Consider the following 20,884-nt stretch of genomic DNA (forward strand, 5'->3'; position numbering starts at 1 on the left):
TTGCAGAATCTAATATGTGGATGGTTGTTTCGCTTCGCTCACAAATTCTGCGAATTGCCACGAGAATTCGCATTCGCTCATTCTCTCGCAATGACGGAGCGGGTGTGTGAATCGTAAATAAATTCGTCATTGCGAGAAGTCGCGCGTTTAAGGGCGACTTCGTGGCAATCCAAAATAAACTCGTCATTGCGAGGCGTTTGAGCGAAACGAAGCAAAATGAAGTGCAACGAAGCGTCTGTGCGAAGCACCGACCCACACTTGTAAATCCACTAAATGTGGCTTTTGAAACTTATGCAAATCGCGGACTTTGGCAGAATCTAAATGTAAAATTTATCGATTCAACTTTGGGTTGTTTATTTTTATTTGTTTTTTAGATTTGCGTGATTTGGATGGTTGCTTCACTGCGTTCGCAAAACGAAGTTTCTTTTAGTAAATCCTGTGGATTGCCACGAGAATTCGCATTCGCTCATTCTCTCGCAATGACGAAGTGGAGGCAGATTCTGCGATTTTCGCGCATTTTGCAGAATCTAATTTATGGATTGCCACGAGAATTCGCATTCGCTCATTCTCTCGCAATGACGAAATGGCGCACTAGATTCTGCGAATCGCAGAATCTAAACGAAAAATTTTACATAAATCGCAGAATCTGCCCTAAATCCCGCACGCAAATCGCAGAATCTAAAACACAACGCGCGAATTTTCACACCTTAATATCCAAAATCCCATCATCGCCGTAAATATTTTTATGCTGTTTTTTTTGCGCGTGAGATTGCGCGTTTTGCGCGCTAGATTCTGCGCTATTTGCGTCACCACCGCCTTTTCCGTCTTTATTTATCGCTTTGCTTTCCTCTGTTTTTCGCACTTCTAAATTCTCTTGGATTTTTTGCGAAAATTCTTGGATATTTATTAGATTCTGCGCGTTTTGGGCGTTTTGCTGCGATGCTTGCAACTGCGCATTTGATAGGGTATTTTGATTTATGTGAGCGATATTTCCTATTTGCGAAATCGCCATTTTCGCCTCCGTTTTCAGCGTGAGCGTGGAAAAATTGCTATACACCACGCTTGCGCCATCTTTGATTTTCACAAATTTGCGTTTAGTATAATCGACCAAAAAATTCCCGCCTTGCAATTTCGCAAATCCTAGTAGAATCTCCCCCGCCTTGCGCAAAATCTCGTCTTTTAACTGCGTATTTTTACCGCTATGAATAATCAAATGCGAACTAGGAATGTTACGAATATGCATCCACACATCATCCGCCCTTGCGTCGCGCAAAAGGGCGATATTTTCCCTCTCATTTTTGCCGATGGAGATTTTATGCTGAGCGATGAAAAAACTTTCATATTTCTGCGGTTTTGCCCTGCTGTGCTTTGCTTGGCGTGGTTGCTTGTGCGTGATGATTTTTATATCGCTAAGATTTTTTGCGGATTTTATGATGGCGATTTTTGCCTCCAAAAAGGCGATATTTTCAGTTAGATTCTGCGATTGGAGGGCGATATTTTGCGCTTTTGCCTTTAACTTTTTTGATTTTGTGAAAAATTCATTTATTAGATTTTTATGTAAGTTTATGTCATTATCTACGAAAAATATAAGTTTTTTGCCTTCATAGTCTTTTAGCGAAATGCTATTATTGGTAATTTCTGCATTTGGATTTATCGCTAATAGTTCGCCGATTTTGGCGTAATCTTTTGCCCTTTTTTCTAACTCGTTTTTGGGTGGGAGATTGTCCTTTAAAAATATAAGTTTTTTGATTTTTTGAGCGAGATTCTGCGTTGCCGTTTTTTTGGCATTTTCTAAATTTTCATTATTTTTTTGCTGTTTTAAAAACTCTAAAATATCCCCATCAAATGCCCTCCGCACGACGCTTTCTTGCTGTGGGAGCGGTTGCAAAAAGACGCCATTTTGCACCACTCGCGCATTTTGTGTGATTTTTCGTAACGCCTCTAAAACGACTTCATTTTCATTTAAAATTATCGCGTTTGTGTATTTCCCCGTGAATTCCATCTGCAAGGTGCTTTCAAGCACTTTGTATTGCAGATTTTTAGCGCATTTTAGGCGCAAAATGCGATTATTCCCATCCACTTTGCACGCCAAAATCCGCGCTTTGATTAGATATTTTTTCAGCGCGAAATCAAATGGCGCATTGTAAATTTTTGCGCTAGATTCTGCGCGCTCATCGCAAAAAATGCAACTTTTCCCCTTGCTTAAATCCACATAAAAGTTCGCAGAATCTAGCGTAAGTTTTATCACATTATCGCCCACGCGCCCGCAATAATTTATCACCCTAAATCGCGCGAAAAACTCCGCCACCTGCTCCAAAATCGCGATATTCATTTCAAATGCGCTAATTTCTCTTTGGCGAAGTTTAGTGCCTTTTGCGTGATGTTTGCGCCACTTATCATCCGCGCGATTTCATTTATCCTGCCATTTTTATCAAGCAAAGTCGCGCTTGATAGGGCATTATCTTTTGAAATCAAATAGTGATTTGACGCAAAGCAGGGCATATGCGATTGATGAGAGATTGCAAAAATCTGATATTTTTTTGACAAAGTGCCTAAAATCTCCGCCACACCTTCGCTTTCACTCCCGCTTAAATTCGCATCGATTTCATCTAAAATCAAAATTCCACATTGCTTTGTAAAGTCGATATCAACGCACATAATCGCAAGTTTAAGGCGGTTAAACTCCCCGCTACTCAAAGTCGCAATCGCAGAATCATTCAAAAAAATCTCAACTTTATCCACTCCATCTTTGCAAATTTCTTTGTCTAAAATCGTAACTTTTGGCGCATTTAATTTTAACTTTTCGCAAAAAAATGTAAGTTTTTTGCAAAACTTTGGCAGTGTATTTTGGCGGATTTCGCTAATTTGCCTTGCCTTTTTTAGCGCAGAATCTGCCAAATTCGCCACTTCTTTTTGCAAGACATTTTTATTAAAAGAGAGATTATTATATCGCTCCAAGTCCGCTTTTTTCGCGCCAAGCGCATTTAGCGCAGAATCTATGCTTCCATATTTTCGCACCAATTGCGAGAGTGCCTCCAAGCGATTTAATACCCCCTCGATATCTTTTTCATCAATGCCCTCCAAACGCTCCGCCTCCGCATTTATCTCGCCCTCAATCTCGCGCAAAATCTCGCCATAAATTTCCTTATTTTTTTCCACCAAATCAAGCAGCGAAATAACCTTGCTAAATCCCTCAATCGCGGGTTTTGCGGCATTTATTTTCTCTAAAATCTTATCTTTTTTGGAGAGCGATTTTTTCAACTCCAAAAGTTCCTCATATTCGCCAATTTTGGGATTTACGCGCTCGATTTGAGAAATCTCATACGCCACAAATTCCTTCAACTCCGCAATGTGCGCTTCCTCCGCCTCTAACTTTGCTAATTCATCCCTTTTTTGATTTAACGCCACAAACTCCGCGCGAAAGGCACTTAAAAGGTTGTGATAGTCCTTTTGCTCTACCAAATTATCCAAAATCAAAAGCAGATTCTGCGATTCCAATTCATTTACCGAATGGGCGGTGATATAGCGCACAAAGGGGGCAAAAATCTCTTTTAATCGCTTTTTTGAAATGCTTTGTGAGTTTAAAAAATATTTCGTCTTATCTTTTTTGATAATCTTTAAAACAATCGCACAATCCGCCAAAAAATCCTCCGGCAGGGGGATGGATTTTGTGCTAGATTCTGCGAATGTCGCCTCAATCACACTCGCATTGCACTCTTTTAGTCCAAAAAGCGAGAGAATGCCCTCAATTAGGACACTTTTCCCGCTTCCGCTAATCCCGCTAAAAATATTAAAATTCGCACTTGGATTTAGGCAAACCTCGCTAAAAGAGAGCAAATCTTTGATATAAAGTCGCTCAATCATCCTAATCTCCCCATCCAAACTTCTCTCGCAAAATCGCAAAATAATCTCTATTTTTGCCATAAATCAAATGCGAGTTTTTCTGCAAAACTTTCACGCGAAAACTCGCACCACGCGGGAAATCAAAGACTTCCTGCCCATCGATTATGATTTTTGCACTGCCTTCAATGATGGAAAATTCTAGCGCAAACTCATCGCTTAAAACAAGCGGTTTTTGCGTGAGCGAATGCGCGCAAATGGGCGTCAGCAGGATATTTCGATTATAAGGATAGACGATTGAACCGCCCGCGCTGATATTATACGCACTTGAACCTGTGGGAGTGCCGATAATCAGCCCATCGCAGCGATATGTGTTGAAATATCGCCCATCAATGTGCGCTTTTATGCAAATCATCCCGCTTATATTTTGCTTGGTGATGAGAAATTCATTCACACAGCGGAGGATTTTTGTGCTTTGTGCGCTTTGTGGGTTTGGCGCAGAATCTGTGATTTGTTCCCCCTCCCTTGCGGAGGGGGCTAGGGGGTGGGTATTTTGTGTATTAGATTCTTTGTTTTTGTGCGAATCGCAGAATCTAGCGCGTTTATTTTCCGTCATTGCGAGATTCTGCGTAGCAAAATCGTGGCAATTCGCAGAATTTGCGAGCGAAGCGAAGCAACCATCCATATTATTATTTTTTTGGATTGCTTCGGCACTTCGTGCCTCGCAATGACGAAGTAAAACAGATTCTACGATTTTTTTGTCATTCTGAGCGAGTGTAACGAGCGAAGAATCTATTTTTAGATTCTGCGATTCTGCGTTTTTCGTGCGATTCGCAGAATCTGTCAATGACGCAGTGTGCGGAGTTTCCAAAATTTCCAAATTTTCCAAATTTTCCACATTTTCCAAAATCTCCCCGCCAAGCATTAAATGCGCCCTTAAATCACACTCGCCATTTTTTAGATTCTGCAAAAACGCGCTTAATTCATCGATTTTTATCGAAGTCAAAAATCCAAGTCGCCCCATATTCACGCCAAAAATGGGCTTATCAAACCAAAAGGACTTCCGCATTAGCGAAATGAGCGTCCCATCTCCGCCGATACTCGCCAAAATATCGCACTTCTCGCACATTTCATCAAAGTCAAAGGCAACCTCCGCGCTAATCATCTCCGCGCTATTTTTCTCCAAAATCACATCAATGCCAAACGCCCCCGCCACCGCCACAAACTCATCGTAGGCACTTTTCAAAGATGGCGTCTTTGGACGCAAAAGGACGCCGATTTTGCGTAGATTTTTAAAATCGCTCATTTATTTTTGCAAATAATACGCCTTCACTTGAAATCCGCGCTGATTTGACAACTGCATACTTGGACCTTCAAACGCCGCGACATTGCTAAATGCGTTCATAATGGTGATTATGCCCTCTCTCGCGCGAAAAGACGCTAGACCCTCTTGCTTTAACTCCGCGCTTGGACCTGCGTAGGGATTATTATCGACAATACCGCTTACCTCAATTGCGATGAGTTCGGCGTTGTTGTCAATTAGCCTCTGCACCGCGCTTATCACCTCGCCCTTGCAGCTTTTAGGCATAGTCCATCCGCCATTTCTAAAATTCACACACGCAAAAATATCCACATCATTTGGCTTTATGCTGTATTTCAAACTCGCAATGCTTGTCTTAATAGAATCAGCAGAAATCGCAGAATCCACCGCAAAATCCGCAGATTCTGCGCCAAATCCCACATTTGCAGAATCTATCGCAGAATCCGGCAAAATTTGCTCTTCATTCTTCGCCTCTATCGCCTCTTGCGCGACTTGTGGCAGTGCCTCAATCTCTGCGTTATCATAAACCTCTGTATCTTTGTAAAAGAAAAAGTAAGTCACCGCCGCCAAAATTATCACCGTTGCAATCACCGCAATTAGCGCGAGTGTCGCCTTTTTGTTGCCTTCTTCGTATTCCATCTTTCGCTCCTTTTTTAAAATATGAGATTTTAGCACAAAATCCGCAGATTCTGCGCTAATTTTCTAAATCGCCATTTTGAGCTCGCCTTAAATCGCCATTTTAGCTCGCAAGCTCAAAACTGCGCTTAATTATATCAAACGCCTCTTTTACCTCGATAAATCGCGCATTATACGCGCTAATTGTCGCGCTATCCTTGTTGAAAACTTTATCGGGATGGTAGCGTTTGATTTGCTCTAAATATTTTGCGCGGATTTCAAAAAAGCTCATCTTTTCCCCCACGCCAAGCACTTTGTAAGCATTTCGCAGAATCTGCTCGGACTTTGTCAAATACGAAGGCGACTTCCCGCCCTTAAAGCTCTCATAGTCAAACTCCAAGCGGACATTGTGGATGATTTTACTCTCAATAATCTCCATTATCGACTTCCAAAACGCGCTATTTTGCATATCCAAATAAATATGACACAAATCGCTACTCACCACCAAATGCGACAAAAACGCGCCAATATACCGCTTTGCCGTGTGATTTGGCTTATCCAAAATTAGCACGGCGCGATTTGCACTCAAAATGTGAAATGAGACTTTTACCCGCTCCACAAGGGCATTTGCGCTAATTATTTTAATGCGAATAGGCAAAAAGCTCACCGCCAAAATCGGCTCTAAATCCGCGCCGATTTCATCGCCACTGCCCTGCGTTGCGAGATGATACGCCCAATTTATAAAATAATCTTTTTTAAGTCGCACACCATCATCCAAAATCAAAATCGAACTTGACAAATGATAATGCTTTTGGAAGTGCTTTTTTGCGTAGTTTAGGACTTTTGGTAGGTTTGGATTGTATTCCTCGATACTTATTTGCACAAATTTATTTAACGCCTCAACTCTCAAAATCCGCTCCGTTTTTTACGGATTTTCAAGCAATTTTAGTTCCACCTTTGTTTTGCTTAAAATATCGTGCAAAAATCGCCTATCTTTGCGAATAAACGGCACAAAAACGCCAAAAATCAGTCCAAAACTCACGCAAAAAATAACATTGCGAATAAGCGCAGTGGCAAGTCCAATCTCCGCGCCATTTTCCTTTCGCAGGGCGATTTGCGCGTATTTGTAACCCAAACTCTGCCCGTTTCGCGCAAAAAACAGCGATAAAATCAAAATATATAACGCCACACAGGCAAAAATCGTCCATTGACTTTCCCAAAGTGCCTCTTTTGAGCCAAGAACGCCATAAGTCGCCACATACAAAATAGGCATATAAATCATAAAAATATCCGTGATAAATGCCTTTATACGCGCGATTAGAAGCGTTTTTTTAAAAAAATCTTTAATCATTTATTTTCCTAAAATTTGCAGAATCTAATGCGATTTTTCGCAGAATCTACGATTATATTGTCATTCTCGCGCGAAGTGCAAAGCACGAAGCGAAGAATCTCTTTTTAGATTCTGCGAAATTTGTGAGATTCTGCGACTCGCACGAAATTCGCAGAATCTTTTCATAAAATCTCGCATTTCGCAAAATCTCACTCCACTTCGTCATTGCGAGGCAGTTTGAGCGAAGCGAAAACAACGAAGCAATCTATTTTTTGATTCATAGATTGCCACGCTCGCTTCGCTCGCTCGCAATGACGAAATGGATTCCCTTGCGGAGGATTCTGCGTTTTTCCCCTTCCCTTGCAGAGGATTCTGCGTTTTTTCTCCCCCTCCCATTCATTCATTTGCGGAGGATTTTGTGTTTTTTCTCCCCCTCCCTTGCGGAGGGGGATTAAGGGGGTGGGTATTTTGTGAATTAGATTCTGCATTTTTGATTTTGCCATTACTCGCGCGAAGCGAAATTCGCAGAATCTCGCACGAAATTCGCAGAATCTTTTCATAAAATCTCGCATTTCGCAGAATCTCGTGTGATTTTTTCGCAGAATCTTTTCGTAAATTCCCCCACCAAACTCGCCTAATTCCCACGACTGCCCGGTTTCACCGCCACACTTCCATTTTTACACATCGGACAGCTCTCCGCATCAAACATCTCAAATTCAAAATTTTCAAGCGTAAAAAAAGGCAGATTCTGCGGTAGTTTGCACTCTTTTTTTGGCGCAAAATCGCTATCCACACTTTTGCAAAATCCACGATTTGCCACACTTGCAAACGCCACGACTTCCCCGCCAAGCGCGCTAATACAGCTTCCCGCCTCCATTGCACTCCCCCCTGTGGTGATTATATCCTCGCAAATCAGCACTCTCTCGCGGCGCTTCACGCTAAATCCGCGCCGCAGCGTCATTTCTCCATTCACTCGCTCAGTGAAAATAAAGCGCGTATTTAACGCCCTTGCGAGTTCATATCCCGCCAAAATCCCGCCGATTGCGGGCGAGCAAACGCACTCAATTTTTATATTGCTTTTTTTGATAGATTCTGCGAGTTTAGTTAGCAAAATCTCCGCAATTTGCGGATTTTCAAGCACTTTTGCCGACTGCAAATAAAACTTTGAATGCTTCCCACTTGATAGCAAAAAATGCCCCTCTAACAGCGCGTTTGCGCCCACATAATAATCTCTAATCGCCTTCATTTAATCCCCCTGTCATTTTTTGATAAATAATCTCTTTTGCGCTATCGATGCCAAGCGCGCAATCCACGCAAAATGGCGCACTTGCGTAGTAGTCGATTCGCCCAAAAGGCTTTGGTATGCGAAATCTATCCCACGAATCTAACTCCCAAAATCGCCTTGCGCGCACTTGTAGGACGATTAAGGGCGAGCCTGTTTTTTGCGCAATCGCAGGTGCGCCGTCAGCAATGCTATGATATGGACCGCGCGGACCATCGGGCATTATGGCGATATCCTTGCCCTCTTTTAGTCGCGCTATGCTTTGGATAATCGCCCGCCTACCGCCCTTTGTGCTTGACCCGCGAATATTTTGCATACCAAAAAGCGCGCAAATCCGCACGATGAGCTCTGCGTCAAAATGCTCGCTTGCCAAAATGAAAATGTTTGATTTTTGCCGAATCTTGCGATAGAGAAATGGCAACATCAAAAGTTCGCCGTGCCACGCGATAAAAATGGCGTTTTGCGCTGTGATTTTTTCATCGATAGCAAAGCGATTGCGCGAAGTAAGATAGATAAACCACATCGCAAACCACGCAAGGCGCGGGGCAAAAAGCAAAATGATTTTGCGTTTTTGCTCTTTGTTTAGATTTAGCAATTTTGGCAATTTGAAATTTGGCAATTTTGGCAATTTGAAATTTGGCAAATTTGGCTTTTTGATTTCGCGCCTCCGCTTTTAAAATTGCGTAATTGTAGCAAAATTTAGGCAAAGATTCTGCGAAATTTGTGAGATTTTGCGCTTAAAACTTTATTAGATTCTGCGAATCGCAAATCGCAGAATCTTTATTTTGTCATTCTCGCACAAAGCACAAAGCACAAAGCACAAAGCACAAAGCACAAAGCACAAAGCGAAGCAACTATATGACAATTTGAGGCACAGACTTTAAAATTCGCGACTGCTCTGTCAATCTCCCAAAAATCTTGCAAAAAGAATAATTTTTATTTTATTGCGCTGTAATTTAGATATAATTCGCGATTTTTATGGAGTGAGAAAATGCTAGATTCTGCGAATGATTTCATACAGATTTTTGGGGCGCGAGAAAATAACCTAAAAAATATCAATTTAGAGATTCCTAAAAATAAATTAGTCGTATTTACGGGGTTATCAGGCTCTGGCAAAAGCACACTTGCCTTTGATACGCTCTATGCAGAGGGGCAACGGCGATATTTGGAGAGCCTATCAAGCTACGCAAGGCAGTTTTTGGATAAAGTCGGCAAACCTGATGTCGATAAAATCGATGGGCTAACTCCCGCCATTGCAATCGACCAAAAGACGACTTCTAAAAATCCGCGCTCCACAGTGGGGACGATTACGGAGATTTATGATTATTTGCGATTGCTTTATGCAAGGATAGGGATTCAGCACTGCCATAAATGTGGCAAAAAGATTTCGCAGATGAGTAGTAGCGATATTATAAATCAAATTTTATCTTTGCCAAATGGTAGCAAAATCTCTATCCTTGCGCCCATTGTCAAAGAAAAAAAGGGGACATTTAGCGACACGCTTGAATCTTTGCGCCAAAAAGGATTCGTGCGGGTGATGATTGATGGCGTGATTGCGCGACTCGATGAAAATATCCTATCCACAAATGCCCTTGCAAAAACCAAAAAGCATACCATAAAAATCGTTCTTGATAGGGTTACGATAAGTGATGAAAACAAATCGCGCGTGGCAAGTGCGATTGAGCGCGGGTTAAAAGAGTCATTTGGCGAAATCGAAGTATTGGAGGGCGAAAAACTCACGCATTATAGTGAGCATTTTGCGTGCTTTGATTGTAAGATTAGCTTTGAAGTTTTAGAGCCACTCAGTTTTAGCTTTAACTCTCCAAAAGGCGCGTGTCCTAGCTGTAATGGGCTTGGAATGAATTACCGAATCGATAGAAAAAAAATCATAAATGACGCGCTTCCGTTAAACAAAGGCGGGATTAAAGTCATATTTGGATTTAACAAAAGCTACTACACGGAGCTATTTTATGCCTTTTGCAAAGCGGAAAAAATCGAGCCTAGCGAATCTTTTGAAAATCTCTCCGCGCAAAAACAAAATTTGATTCTCTATGGTAGCCCAAAGGAATTGCAATTTGATTGGGGCAAAAGCAAAATCAAAAGTTCGTGGGACGGAATCCTAAAAATCGCCTACAATATGTATAAAAATGACAGCGATTTAGGCGAATATATGAGCGAAAAAGTGTGCGATTTGTGCGGTGGGAAGCGACTAAAATTAGAAACTTTAAGCGTAAAAGTCGCAAATAAGGGCATTGGCGAAATCGTAGAAATGCCGATTGAGGAAGCCTACCGCCTTTTTAACGATGAGGCAAATTTCGCGTATTTAAGCGTGGAGCAGAGATTCATAGCGCAAAGCATTTTAAAAGAAATCCGCGAACGGCTTTATTTTCTCTATGATGTGGGGTTAGGATATTTGAGTTTGGGGCGTGATAGTCGCACTATTAGCGGGGGCGAAAATCAGCGCATACGAATCGCATCACAAATCGGCAGTGGGCTTACAGGTGTGCTGTATGTGCTTGATGAGCCTAGTATCGGGCTTCACGAGAGGGACACACTGCGCCTAATCAAAACGCTTCGCTCTTTGCAACAAAAAGGCAACACGCTTGTGGTAGTCGAGCACGATAGAGAGACGATTAAAAATGCGGATTTTATCGTGGATATTGGCGAGGGCGCGGGTAAAAATGGTGGAAAAGTCATATTTAGCGGAAATATGGACGAGCTAAAAAGCGCAAACACGCTAACCGCGCAATATATCTATGGCAAAAAGCAAATAGAGCATTTTTATGGGCGCAAACAAAGCAAATGGCTTGAAATCGACAATATCAATATAAATAATGTCAAAAATTTGAGCCTAAAAATACCGCTATTAAACTTTGTGTGTGTTACGGGTGTAAGTGGCAGTGGCAAAAGTAGCATTGTGCTTCAAACGCTTTTGCCTATCGCACAAGAGATTCTAAACCGCGCTACAAAAATCAACCGCGTTGATGGCGTGGAGATTCGCGGGTTAGAAGAGCTTGATAAAGTCATATATTTAGACCAAAGCCCGATTGGACGCACACCACGAAGCAATCCAGCGACATATACGGGCGTGATGGATGACATTCGCTTGCTTTTTTCGCAGACAAAAGAAGCAAAAGTGCGAGGCTATGGCGTGGGGCGATTTAGCTTTAATGTAAAAGGTGGGCGTTGCGAAAAATGTCAAGGCGAGGGCGAGATACGAATCGAAATGCACTTTTTGCCCGACATAAATGTCAAATGCGATGTGTGCGGTGGCAAAAAGTATAATGAACAAACGCTAGAAATTCTCTACAACGGCAAAAATATCGCCGATGTGCTAAATCTTAGCGTAAGCGAGGCATTAGAATTTTTCAAAAAAATCCCGCGCATTACGCAAAAACTAAAAACAATAAATGCCATAGGGCTAGGCTATATCACACTAGGGCAAAATGCGCTCTCTTTAAGCGGAGGCGAAGCACAACGCATAAAAATCGCCAAAGAGCTTTGCAAAAAGGATACGGGCAAAACGCTCTATGTGCTTGATGAACCCACTACGGGACTGCATTTTGAGGATATAAACAATCTCATTTTAGTGCTCCACCACCTAGTGGAATTAGGCAATTCGATGATTGTCATCGAGCATAATTTAGATGTGATAAAAAACGCGGATTATATCATCGACATAGGACCTGAGGGAGGCGATAAGGGTGGAAAAGTCGTAGATTGCGGAAGTGTGGCATCTATTGTAAGGAATGCAAAAAAGAGTGGCAGCTACACGGGAAAATATTTGGCAAAAGAAGTTTAGATTCTGCGAAATTGTGATTAGATTCTGCGAATCGCAGAATCTAATAAAAAAACGCAGAATCTAATAATAAAAAAACGCAGAATCTCGCAAAATTTTCGCAGAATCTCGGCGACAAATCCGCAGAATCTTGATAAAAAAGCAAAATTTTCGCAGAATCTAATAATAAAAAACGCAGAATCTCGCGTATTTAAGGCATAAAATGAAATTTTCTATCCCGCCACAGATTATAGCTTTGGCACATCATTTTAACGCGCAACATTTCAAACTCTACCTTGTGGGCGGGAGTGTGCGAGACTTTATGCTAGGGCAAATGCCAAGCGACTTTGACTTTTGCACGGACGCGCTCCCGCACGAGACAAGGGCGATTTTGCAAGATTTTGGCAAAACACGCGCGATTTTTAGCGTGGGCGAGAAGTTTGGCACGATTGGCGCGATGATTTGTGGCACAAAAATCGAAATTACGACTTTTCGCAGTGAGCGCGACTATGCGGACAATCGCCACCCGAAATTTGTGCGCTTTGAGAGTGAGATTTTTGCGGATTTAAAAAGGCGGGATTTTACCATAAATGCGATGGCATTTGAGATTTTAAGCGGTAAAATAACTGATATTTTTGGCGGAGTGGCGGATTTAAGGGCGCAAAAGATTTGTGCGGTGGGCAATGCAAATAAGCGATTTAGCGAAGATGCCTTGCGAATTTTGCGTGCATTTAGCTTTGTGGCGAAGTTTGGATTTGAGATTGATAGTGCTACGATGGGCGCGATTATAGCGCAAAAATCACTATTAAAAAATATCTCAAAAGAGCGAATAAGCGCAGAAATTAGCAAAATTTTAAAAGGCAGATTCGCGCTAAAAGCACTTCAAAAAATGCAAGAAATTTTACCACTAAAAATCCCTAAAAATTTTCATAAAATCCCGGCAAATCGCAGAATCTACGCCATTTTTTTAATCTTTGATGAGATTTTTGATGAAATGCAAATCACAAAAAGGCAAAAAACCATAAAAGAGATTTTCATCGCGCTAGATTCAGCGCAAAGGTTTCGCAAGGTCCGCGATTTAAGGCGATTTTTGGCGGAGTTGCGAATGCGATTTGAAGTGAGCGATTTGCAAATCGCACTTTCGATATTGCCACAAAATGGACGATTCAAAAAGGCATTTCGCCCAAAAATATTGCGACAAAGTCTAAAAATCAACGGATTTGATTTGCAAAATTTAGGATTTACGCAAATGCAAATCGGCGCGGTAAAATCGCAACTTTTGCGCGAGATTTACAGCGGAGACTTGCCAAATACAAGGGCGATTTTGCTCTGCCGCGCGAGAGATTTGCGATTCGCAAAATCTCGGTAACAAATTCGCAAAATCTCGGTAACAAAAGCAAATTTTTCGCAGAATCTACCACAATTTTACTCATAATCATTTTGTGCGTTTTTCTTTACAACCTTTCGTTTTATTGTCCTTTTTGCCTTTGGTGCATCGCCAAATGTGTAAATATAGCGCATTTGCATACTAAATGCTTGGCGCATCTCTACATTCATTACACTCATTATCGGTCGAAATGGGACATGCACTCCAAGCTCTACGCCGTGATTATGACTAAAATTCCCACGCAGACCGAAATTCGCGCCAATGTCAAACAATGTGCTTGCAAGTCCGCCACCCAAATTACTTGACACAATTATGCTTTTTGCTCCCGCGCCAAGTCCTGCGAATGCGCCTACTTCAATGCTACTGCCTTTATAAAAGTTCCACAGCACATCCGCATTTGCCCTGACACCCATTAGCATAACATTGATGTCCACAGAAGTGCCACCGATAAAATTGCCACCGATGTTACCATTGCCAATATGATTAAAATCAAGATTGCCATAAACTCGCACGCCAAAATTTTCGCCAAAAAAATGCTTGTATCCAGCTATTATACCCCAATCAAAGGTGTGTTGCATAGTGGATACATCGGCGTTTATGTCCGCGTTTTTCATATTTATGCTATTTTTTATGCCACCGCCACCGATGCCTCCGCCGATAAAAAATGCGTTAGATTCTGCGTGTGCGAAACTTGCAAGGCAAAATATGGTAAGAATTGCGAGTTTGAGTTTATTTAGGGGCGATAGGGGGGGGGGATTTTAGAATTTTTGAAATTTGCATTTTCTGTCCTTTATTTTGAAAAATTAAAAGTGCGAATTATTACAAAAATTTTAAATTTTTACAAGAAATTTTCGCACTAAAAATTATATTAAATTTTGCGTTTTTGGCGTGAATCGTAAAATTTAAAAAGAGATTCTTTGCTCGTGCGAGAATAACAAGCGATTCGCCAAATCTACCGCAGATTCACTCATAATCATTTTACACTTTTTACGAAGTGTTTTAGTAAAATTTATAATTTTATGCTACAATTTTGCTTTTTTAAATTCAACCATAGGACAATAAAAAGGACGATAAAATGCCACAAAACTACAAATCCCCCCCCCCCAAGAGAGTTTTACGCGATTTAGCATAAATCCCGCGCATTTTAAGATTTTCGCACTCACAAGCACGATTTTTCTATCCGCAAAGAGATTCAATAAAAAGCTACTTAAAGTCGCGCTTTTATTTGGCATAGCGTGGATATTTATCGGCTGTGCGCCGAAGTTTTCAGAGAATTCACCCGTGTATTATGATGATGAGATGAAACTTGTGAAAATGAAACAAGGTGCTTGTGCTCTCCCATTTGGCGCAAAGCTAGATTTATCCAAGTTAAGCAAAGATGAAAGAGTGAAATATTTGGGTAGATTCAACCTAAATAATACCCCAGATTTTTGCTACAAGGGCAAAGTTTCGCACATCACGATGTATTTGGAGGAGATTAACTACAATATTTCTTGCACTTGCGCAAGGCAAAGAAAATCAAAGCAACCAATTAGGGGGTTGCTATGAAAATATTGTATTTTGTTTTGCTATTTATTGCGACTTTGCTTTTCAGTGCGTGTGCGCCTACGCCAATCGTGTATTCGCCAAAGCAAATAGATTCATTTGCGATTGCGCCAAGCGATAAAAACAAACTCTTTTCTGCGCCAAAAGATGGCTATGCAAGGCTGATAATATATAGAGATGACTACAACACTTTTTATTTGAATGATGTATTTATTAGCTATGAAACAAATCAAAATATAGTTTCTAAATATGTGGATAATTTTTATAATGGCAATTATGAAATCATCGGTGAGATGGGCGATAGGGCATTGTGTAGATTGGATAATGATTCAAGTTGCGTTGTGAATATTAGGGCTGGGGATAGTGTGATGCTTTATAATCGATATGATGCAACGATTCACGCGCATAGATTTATATTTGCTATGAATATTATCACGATTTTATTGCGCCCAATGTATCCTGTTATGTTTCATCCACGAGTCGCTACGCAAGGCACAATCTTTGCGCCTAAAAATCAGCATATTTATTGCCTTGCCATCGAGCAAAGGACTAACTTTGTTTTTAAAAATAGAAATACTTGCCTTAAAGAATATAAAGAAGTTTATAGTCCAAAGCATAGGGATGAGCAAAAAGAGTGGTTTGATGATTTGGTAGAAAAGGGTGATGAGCGCGCCTATGAAGAATAAAGGAGGATAAAATGAAGCGATTAGTTTTAATGATTTTAGTGCCGTTTGTTTTGATGGCGTATGATTTGCCCTATGATTATATCGATGATTCAGCACCTAAAATTACCAAAAAGAATGTAAAACGCATAGCGAGGAAAAAAGCAGAAATACGAAAAATGCAAAAAGAATCTGATGGTTTTTTCATAGGAATCGGCGGAACGCTAGGCAAACCATTTGAAGGCAACAATAGAGAAATCACTATCGCAACTGCCTATGGACTAAATAGCGTTGCACGACTTTATGGTAACTACACCGCCACAAAAATCGATGGTGGCGTTGAATCGCTGCTTGGATATAAGTGGTTTTATGGCGAGACTTTTGGGATGAGGTATCATTTTGGTTATAATGCGCGATTTTTGGAGCTTGTAACTTCGCATAATTTTACGCTAGTAAATTGGGATATACTTTTAAATTTTGTAAAAATCAAAAACTTTAAATTTGGCATAATTTTGGGATTTGGCTATGGATTGGTATATGAGCGAATCAACAATGAATACTGCCAATACTTCAAAGACTGCAATATATTGAGCGAAACAATACAGGGCAATTTTGGAGCGCGCTTTGTGCTGTTTGATAACTATGCGATTGAGATTTTGGCACAGCCTAGATATTCTGGCAAGATATTTGCAAATATGCGAGATGAAAACAGCTACAACTACGGCTACTACAACAATTACGGCTACAACTACGGCAATAATCAATACCAAAAACTCGGCGAATTTTTAAGCAATAAAATAAGCGAATTTGCAATGATAGGCACTTTGCGATTTGTATATGCATTTTAGATTTGTGTGGATTTGGATGGTTGCAATTTTGATTCGCAAAATCCACCCAAACGCTTCGCAAAACCTAACAGCATTTTTCAATCCACGCGCTGTATTCTTTGCTCGAATCTGCGTCAAAGCACACAAATTCGGGCAATTCATAAGGGTGGTGTGCTTTAAAAACGCGCAGAATCTTTTTGCGATTTTTGCGAAGCGTTTTTATGATTAGCAAAAATTCACGCTCGAATCTAACTTCACCTTGCCACAAATAGCGACTTTTTATGCGCTGTATTTGCACGCACGCCGCGAGCTTTTCGCGCACTAGCATTTCGCTTAACAAATCAGCACTTTTCTCATCCCCGCACGAAGTCATTATCACGCAAATTTTTGCCATTTTTGCCTCCATCGCATTAAATTAAAAGTGCAGATTCTACCCAAAGGGACATTTTTTTATCGCACTTTTTTGCAAAAAACTTTTAAAATCGCGCGTTTTTTATTATTATGATTCACATTTCAAATTACAAGGAGAAACTATGAAAAATTCAGTAACGCTAATTGACAACTCCACAGGCAAGGAGTTTGAGTTTGATTTAATAGAATGTTCGCGCGGACCAAAGGCGATTGACTTTGCGAAGCTCTTTGAGCGCACGGGCATATTTTCTTACGACCCCGGCTATGCTTCAACTGCCGGCTGCAAAAGCACGATAAGCTACATCGATGGCGCAAATGGCGTGCTTCTCTATCGCGGGATACCTATCCAAGATTTGGTGGATAAATATAAATTTGTGGATATTTGCAATCTTTTGATAAGCGACAAACTCCCGCAAAATGAGCGTGAATCAAATGAGATGGATTTAGAGCTGCGCCCCTTGCGATATTTGCACGAAGGGCTAAGCGATATTTTTAAATCATTCCCAGATTCTGCGCACCCTATGGCAAATCTCAGCTCCGCTGTGGGCGCGCTATCGACATTTTACAAAGATTATATGGAGATTAGCGATGATGAAGGATATGCGATGATGGCAAAGCGAATGATTGCCAAAATCACCACGCTAGTCGCCTTCTCATACCGCCACGCAATCGGCTATCCGTATATCTACCCCGATGTTTCGCGCTCTTATGTTGAGAACTTTTTGTATATGCTTCGTGCATTTCCTTGTGGCAAAATCGGCGTAAATATCGATGGCGAAGTGCAAATTGATGCGCTAGAAGTGGAGGCGTTAGATAAGATTTTTAGCCTCCACGCTGACCACGGGCAAAATGCCTCCACCACAACCGTGCGTAATGTCGCCTCCACAGGGGTGCATCCTTATGCGGCGATAAGTGCTGGGATAAATGCGCTTTGGGGACCATCGCACGGCGGGGCAAATGAAAAGGTGTTAGGGCAGCTCGCTGAAATTGGCGATGTGAAAAATGTCCCCAAATTTATCGAGCGCGTGAAAGACAAAAATGACCCTTTTAGGCTGATGGGCTTTGGACATCGCGTCTATAAGAGCTACGACCCGCGCGCAAAGGCAATCAAAGGGCTAAAAGATGAGCTAAACAAAAAGGGCATAAAGATGAACGCACAATTTAGCGAAATCGCCGAAAAGCTAGAAGAAGTCGCATTGCAAGATGAATACTTTATCGAGCGCAAACTTTACCCAAATGTGGATTTTTACAGCGGAATCATTTTAACCGCGCTAAAAATCCCTGTGAGCTTATTTACGCCCATTTTTGTCATCGGGCGAATGCCGGGCTGGTGTGCGCAAGTCATCGAGCATATCAAATCAGGTGCGCGAATCACCCGCCCAAGACAGGTTTATTTGGGGAAATGAAAATTTATAAATCGCAGAATCTAGCACGAAAATCACGCAGATTCTGCGAATTTCATTAGATTCTGCAACATACAAAATTTCACGCGAAAATCGCAGAATCTGCCCACAAATCCGCCCCAATCTACCTCCATCCTCGCAATTTGTGATATTCTACGCAGCCCATTTTTGCCCCAAGCACGCAGGATTTTTGTAGTAGCTCCAAAGCATAGGCGCGATTTTGCGCTACTTTTTTGCCATCTAGTCGCCCTAAAAAGTGCGCCACACCAAGCACATAGCAGCTTTGCGCGTCATTTTTAAAGCACCTATTACCCAAAAGCTGATAATTATCCAAAATATATGGTTTGAATCGCGCGGATTTTAGCGCGCACGCCTGCATTTTGCCAAGTTTGCACGCCTTATTTAAATACCAATCCGTCTTAAAATTATCTAGCGTGGATTCACCCGCATAGTAGCGAAATAGCCAAAAGCACGATTCACCCACGCCGTAGGCGCATTCTTGCTTTTTTAGCACTAAATTATCCACGCCAAGCGGTGCATTTAGCTTATTTAGCGACAAGCACCCCAAGTTATCGCCCAAAGAGCACGCCTTGTAAAACAAATCCCGTGCGATTTTTTGCGCTCCAAAACTCGCCGCGCGGTAGCCTTCATTCGTATAGTGCGCCCCTAGTGCGCGTTGCTCGGCACTTTGATTGAGTGGCTCTAAAATAAATATGTTTTGCGAAATATCGCTAGATTCTGCGTGTAGAGCGTATAAAAACGCCATCAAGATTAGCACTGACTTCATTTGCACTCCCTTTCATCGGTATCATACTCAAATATCGGCAAATCCATCTTGCGTCTAATCGCATATAATCGCATCGCCGTCCCCAAAATTAGCGTTATTAGCGTAGCGATAAGCTCGCCCACACCGCAAATTATGAGCGCATAAAATAGCAAAACAGAGATGATTGCGACACTCGCGTAAATCTCTTTTTGAAACACAAGCGGGATTTGATTGCAAAAAATATCACGCAAAATCCCGCCAAAAATGCCCGTAGTGCAGCCCGCAACGATTGCGATGATTAGTCCGTGTCCCATATTTAGGGCGATTTTCGCCCCGATGATACTATAAACGACTAGCCCTACGGCATCTAACGCCAAAAATACTCTCTCCAAAGTCGCCGCCTTGCGCTTGATGCGAGTGGTGATGATGGCGATAGCGCACAAAAGCACGATGTATTGCGGTCCTTTCACCCACGAGAGCGGATAATTATTTAGCATAATATCGCGAATCGTCCCGCCACCGATTGCTGTTACGAGTGCCACCACGCACACGCCAAATAAATCCATCTTGTGCCGTCCCGCAGCGAGTGCGCCTGTAACCGCCTCTACGCTTATGCCAAAAATCCACAGCACCCCAAGTAAGGACAAATCAAAAATATATGAGCCAAAAAACCCCAAATCAAGCGTGTAGTCCAAAATTTTTACCTTTTGCCTGTGATATTAAAAAATGCGAAATTATAGCAGAAAAGATTGCTTTAAGGGCAGATTCTGCGATTTTGTTGCCTTTCGCAGAATCCACCCGCGAGATTCTGCGAATTTTCGTGCGAGTTTATGCGAGATTCTGCGAATTTATCATTTGAGTTTGCGCCAAAGCACCGACAAAGCACTTACAAAAATATCAAAAAATAAATCACTTTTTTATTGACTTGCGTTTTTTTTTTTTTTTTTTTTTTTTTATTATTCGCGGAAATTTTTAAAAATAAGGAGTTAAAAAAATGACACAAAAATCAAGGGAAATCTTTGCAGACGGCACAAGATTGCGAGAAAAGTTAGGTATTTACTTGCAAACGCCCCAAAAAGTAGAGATTTACGCGCAAAGTGCCGAAGCGATGTTTGAAAAAGGCGGTAGAAATGGATTGGCGTTTGTTGCTACTTGGAGCTGGTGGGGATTTTTCTTGCATATTTTCTTTTGCGCGTATAGGAAGCAATATGCGATGGCGGTGGTTATGCTTATCGCTGGTCTTTTTTTGCTTTTTATCCCATTTCTTGGCAATGCTATCATCGCGCTATCTGTGAAATATTTCATCATCAAAGATTTTGAAAAAAAGTTAGATTTGGATAATGACGAAGCGTTAAAGACGGGCACAAATATGGGTTTTGCCGTGATAATTTTTGTAGGCATTCTTTTGATTATCACTTTTGCAAGAATCGCATCAGGTGGGTAAAAAATGAAAAAGATAGCGTTGATATTGTGTTTTATTGTGAGTGTGAGTTTTGGCAAAGATGATGCTTTGATGGAAGCTATGATAATTGGTGCATTTAATGTGGTTGCACTAATGGTGATTGCATATCTTGTATCGTGGATACTAAAAATATTTAAAAAGCAATAAAAATTGGCAATTATATTTGCCTTGCTAAAAGAAGCAAAAGTCATATAATTGATTTATGTGTGAATTTACTTGCAAGATTTGTGCTAACTTTTTGTCATTGCGAGGTGA

At 41.3% G+C, this 20,884-nt stretch carries 30 protein-coding genes; 12 read left to right on the forward strand and 18 right to left on the reverse strand.

The annotated features are described in order from the left end of the window. Positions 1-187 (reverse strand): hypothetical protein (locus ACWIUD_RS08010; RefSeq protein ID WP_454148344.1); only part of this gene is annotated, 187 nt, incomplete at its 3' end. Between ACWIUD_RS08010 and ACWIUD_RS08015 the strand changes: the two genes are divergently transcribed. Together ACWIUD_RS08015 and ACWIUD_RS08020 are read left to right on the forward strand one after the other, a co-directional pair. Beyond that, complete coding sequence (locus tag ACWIUD_RS08015) at positions 162-374, forward strand: hypothetical protein (protein ID WP_454148346.1); 213 nt, start codon at positions 162-164, stop codon at positions 372-374. The genes ACWIUD_RS08010 and ACWIUD_RS08015 overlap by 26 nt on opposite strands. Positions 375-389: 15 nt before the next feature. Then, positions 390-737 carry a hypothetical protein gene (locus ACWIUD_RS08020; RefSeq protein ID WP_454148347.1) on the forward strand — a complete coding sequence of 116 codons (348 nt, stop codon included), beginning with the start codon at positions 390-392 and terminating at the stop codon, positions 735-737. Here the strand turns inward: ACWIUD_RS08020 and ACWIUD_RS08025 are convergent. The 11 genes from ACWIUD_RS08025 to ACWIUD_RS08075 all read right to left on the reverse strand — a co-directional run bounded on the left by ACWIUD_RS08025 (position 701) and on the right by ACWIUD_RS08075 (position 9,031). Further along, positions 701-2,332 (reverse strand): NFACT family protein, encoded by a 1,632-nt coding sequence (locus tag ACWIUD_RS08025; RefSeq protein ID WP_454148348.1) that lies wholly within the window; start codon positions 2,330-2,332, stop codon positions 701-703. The two genes, ACWIUD_RS08020 and ACWIUD_RS08025, sit on opposite strands and share 37 nt — an antisense overlap. Next, entirely contained in the window at positions 2,329-3,924 is a 1,596-nt protein-coding gene (locus ACWIUD_RS08030) for an AAA family ATPase (protein WP_454148350.1), read from the reverse strand. The genes ACWIUD_RS08025 and ACWIUD_RS08030 overlap by 4 nt, the downstream gene beginning before the upstream one ends. Beyond that, positions 3,866-5,146, reverse strand: coding sequence for an NAD(+)/NADH kinase (locus ACWIUD_RS08035; protein WP_454148352.1), 1,281 nt, complete (start codon positions 5,144-5,146; stop codon positions 3,866-3,868). The genes ACWIUD_RS08030 and ACWIUD_RS08035 overlap by 59 nt, the downstream gene beginning before the upstream one ends. Further along, positions 5,147-5,800: a hypothetical protein gene (locus ACWIUD_RS08040; protein ID WP_454148354.1), complete on the reverse strand. Its 654-nt coding sequence runs from the start codon at positions 5,798-5,800 to the stop codon at positions 5,147-5,149. A gap of 100 nt (positions 5,801-5,900) precedes the next feature. After that, the gene (locus ACWIUD_RS08045) at positions 5,901-6,686 is read right to left on the reverse strand and encodes a J domain-containing protein (RefSeq protein WP_454148356.1); all 786 of its coding nucleotides are present in this window, start codon (positions 6,684-6,686) and stop codon (positions 5,901-5,903) included. Between the two features lie 15 nt (positions 6,687-6,701). Further along, on the reverse strand, positions 6,702-7,127 hold the full coding sequence (locus ACWIUD_RS08050; protein ID WP_454148357.1) for an RDD family protein: 426 nt from the start codon (positions 7,125-7,127) through the stop codon (positions 6,702-6,704). Between the two features lie 52 nt (positions 7,128-7,179). Continuing rightward, positions 7,180-7,332, reverse strand: a complete 153-nt coding sequence (locus ACWIUD_RS08055; RefSeq protein WP_454148359.1) for a hypothetical protein — start codon at positions 7,330-7,332, stop codon at positions 7,180-7,182. After that, the gene (locus ACWIUD_RS08060; protein WP_454148361.1) at positions 7,329-7,502 is read right to left on the reverse strand and encodes a hypothetical protein; all 174 of its coding nucleotides are present in this window, start codon (positions 7,500-7,502) and stop codon (positions 7,329-7,331) included. Before ACWIUD_RS08060 ends, ACWIUD_RS08055 begins: the two co-directional genes overlap by 4 nt. Continuing rightward, positions 7,503-7,751 (reverse strand): hypothetical protein, encoded by a 249-nt coding sequence (locus tag ACWIUD_RS08065; RefSeq protein ID WP_454148362.1) that lies wholly within the window; start codon positions 7,749-7,751, stop codon positions 7,503-7,505. It lies immediately after the preceding gene. Continuing rightward, positions 7,741-8,352, reverse strand: a complete 612-nt coding sequence (gene pyrE, locus ACWIUD_RS08070) for an orotate phosphoribosyltransferase (RefSeq protein ID WP_454148363.1) — start codon at positions 8,350-8,352, stop codon at positions 7,741-7,743. The genes ACWIUD_RS08065 and pyrE overlap by 11 nt, the downstream gene beginning before the upstream one ends. Then, positions 8,339-9,031, reverse strand: coding sequence for a lysophospholipid acyltransferase family protein (locus ACWIUD_RS08075; RefSeq protein ID WP_454148365.1), 693 nt, complete (start codon positions 9,029-9,031; stop codon positions 8,339-8,341). The genes pyrE and ACWIUD_RS08075 overlap by 14 nt, the downstream gene beginning before the upstream one ends. A gap of 348 nt (positions 9,032-9,379) precedes the next feature. Here ACWIUD_RS08075 and uvrA point away from each other — a divergent pair, with 348 nt between their 5' ends. Next, entirely contained in the window at positions 9,380-12,190 is a 2,811-nt protein-coding gene (gene uvrA / locus ACWIUD_RS08080; RefSeq protein ID WP_454148366.1) for an excinuclease ABC subunit UvrA, read from the forward strand. A 199-nt stretch (positions 12,191-12,389) separates the two neighbouring features. Continuing rightward, a complete protein-coding gene (locus tag ACWIUD_RS08085; RefSeq protein WP_454148368.1) occupies positions 12,390-13,535 on the forward strand; it encodes a CCA tRNA nucleotidyltransferase in 1,146 nt (381 codons plus the stop codon). Between the two features lie 56 nt (positions 13,536-13,591). On the opposite strand, the gene ACWIUD_RS08090 is transcribed toward ACWIUD_RS08085, so the two are convergent. After that, complete coding sequence (locus tag ACWIUD_RS08090) at positions 13,592-14,167, reverse strand: outer membrane beta-barrel protein (RefSeq protein WP_454148370.1); 576 nt, start codon at positions 14,165-14,167, stop codon at positions 13,592-13,594. On the opposite strand from ACWIUD_RS08090, the gene ACWIUD_RS08095 reads away from it, so the two are divergent. Beyond that, positions 14,151-14,315 (forward strand): hypothetical protein, encoded by a 165-nt coding sequence (locus ACWIUD_RS08095; RefSeq protein WP_454148372.1) that lies wholly within the window; start codon positions 14,151-14,153, stop codon positions 14,313-14,315. The genes ACWIUD_RS08090 and ACWIUD_RS08095 overlap by 17 nt on opposite strands. Before the next feature lie 260 nt (positions 14,316-14,575). Here ACWIUD_RS08095 and ACWIUD_RS08100 read toward each other — a convergent pair whose 3' ends face one another. Next, positions 14,576-14,785, reverse strand: a complete 210-nt coding sequence (locus tag ACWIUD_RS08100; protein WP_454148374.1) for a hypothetical protein — start codon at positions 14,783-14,785, stop codon at positions 14,576-14,578. A 67-nt stretch (positions 14,786-14,852) separates the two neighbouring features. Here ACWIUD_RS08100 and ACWIUD_RS08105 point away from each other — a divergent pair, with 67 nt between their 5' ends. From ACWIUD_RS08105 to ACWIUD_RS08115, 3 genes are read left to right on the forward strand one after another with little or no spacing between them, the layout of a single operon-like run. Next, positions 14,853-15,101: a hypothetical protein gene (locus ACWIUD_RS08105; protein WP_454148376.1), complete on the forward strand. Its 249-nt coding sequence runs from the start codon at positions 14,853-14,855 to the stop codon at positions 15,099-15,101. Next, positions 15,098-15,784, forward strand: coding sequence for a hypothetical protein (locus ACWIUD_RS08110; protein WP_454148378.1), 687 nt, complete (start codon positions 15,098-15,100; stop codon positions 15,782-15,784). The genes ACWIUD_RS08105 and ACWIUD_RS08110 overlap by 4 nt, the downstream gene beginning before the upstream one ends. An 11-nt stretch (positions 15,785-15,795) precedes the next feature. Further along, positions 15,796-16,608 (forward strand): hypothetical protein, encoded by an 813-nt coding sequence (locus ACWIUD_RS08115; RefSeq protein WP_454148379.1) that lies wholly within the window; start codon positions 15,796-15,798, stop codon positions 16,606-16,608. 64 nt (positions 16,609-16,672) lie between these two features. Here ACWIUD_RS08115 and cutA read toward each other — a convergent pair whose 3' ends face one another. After that, positions 16,673-16,981 (reverse strand): divalent-cation tolerance protein CutA, encoded by a 309-nt coding sequence (gene cutA, locus ACWIUD_RS08120; RefSeq protein WP_454148381.1) that lies wholly within the window; start codon positions 16,979-16,981, stop codon positions 16,673-16,675. Between the two features lie 139 nt (positions 16,982-17,120). On the opposite strand from cutA, the gene ACWIUD_RS08125 reads away from it, so the two are divergent. Then, a complete protein-coding gene (locus ACWIUD_RS08125) occupies positions 17,121-18,404 on the forward strand; it encodes a citrate synthase (protein ID WP_454148383.1) in 1,284 nt (427 codons plus the stop codon). Here ACWIUD_RS08125 and ACWIUD_RS08130 read toward each other — a convergent pair. The 3 genes from ACWIUD_RS08130 to ACWIUD_RS08140 are packed head-to-tail and all read right to left on the reverse strand — an operon-like array spanning position 18,357 to position 19,823. Continuing rightward, positions 18,357-18,524, reverse strand: a complete 168-nt coding sequence (locus ACWIUD_RS08130; protein WP_454148385.1) for a hypothetical protein — start codon at positions 18,522-18,524, stop codon at positions 18,357-18,359. The two genes, ACWIUD_RS08125 and ACWIUD_RS08130, sit on opposite strands and share 48 nt — an antisense overlap. A gap of 1 nt (position 18,525) precedes the next feature. Next, positions 18,526-19,188: a hypothetical protein gene (locus tag ACWIUD_RS08135; protein ID WP_454148387.1), complete on the reverse strand. Its 663-nt coding sequence runs from the start codon at positions 19,186-19,188 to the stop codon at positions 18,526-18,528. After that, entirely contained in the window at positions 19,185-19,823 is a 639-nt protein-coding gene (locus ACWIUD_RS08140) for a trimeric intracellular cation channel family protein (RefSeq protein WP_454148508.1), read from the reverse strand. Before ACWIUD_RS08140 ends, ACWIUD_RS08135 begins: the two co-directional genes overlap by 4 nt. A gap of 70 nt (positions 19,824-19,893) precedes the next feature. Here ACWIUD_RS08140 and ACWIUD_RS08145 point away from each other — a divergent pair, with 70 nt between their 5' ends. The 3 genes from ACWIUD_RS08145 (at position 19,894) to ACWIUD_RS08155 (ending at position 20,776) form a co-directional block, all read left to right on the forward strand. Then, positions 19,894-20,091 carry a hypothetical protein gene (locus ACWIUD_RS08145; protein WP_454148389.1) on the forward strand — a complete coding sequence of 66 codons (198 nt, stop codon included), beginning with the start codon at positions 19,894-19,896 and terminating at the stop codon, positions 20,089-20,091. A gap of 70 nt (positions 20,092-20,161) precedes the next feature. Continuing rightward, complete coding sequence (locus ACWIUD_RS08150; protein ID WP_454148391.1) at positions 20,162-20,611, forward strand: hypothetical protein; 450 nt, start codon at positions 20,162-20,164, stop codon at positions 20,609-20,611. Between the two features lie 3 nt (positions 20,612-20,614). Continuing rightward, entirely contained in the window at positions 20,615-20,776 is a 162-nt protein-coding gene (locus tag ACWIUD_RS08155) for a hypothetical protein (protein ID WP_454148393.1), read from the forward strand. Positions 20,777-20,884: the final 108 nt, after the last annotated feature.

This window comes from Helicobacter sp. 23-1044 (assembly GCF_053654695.1).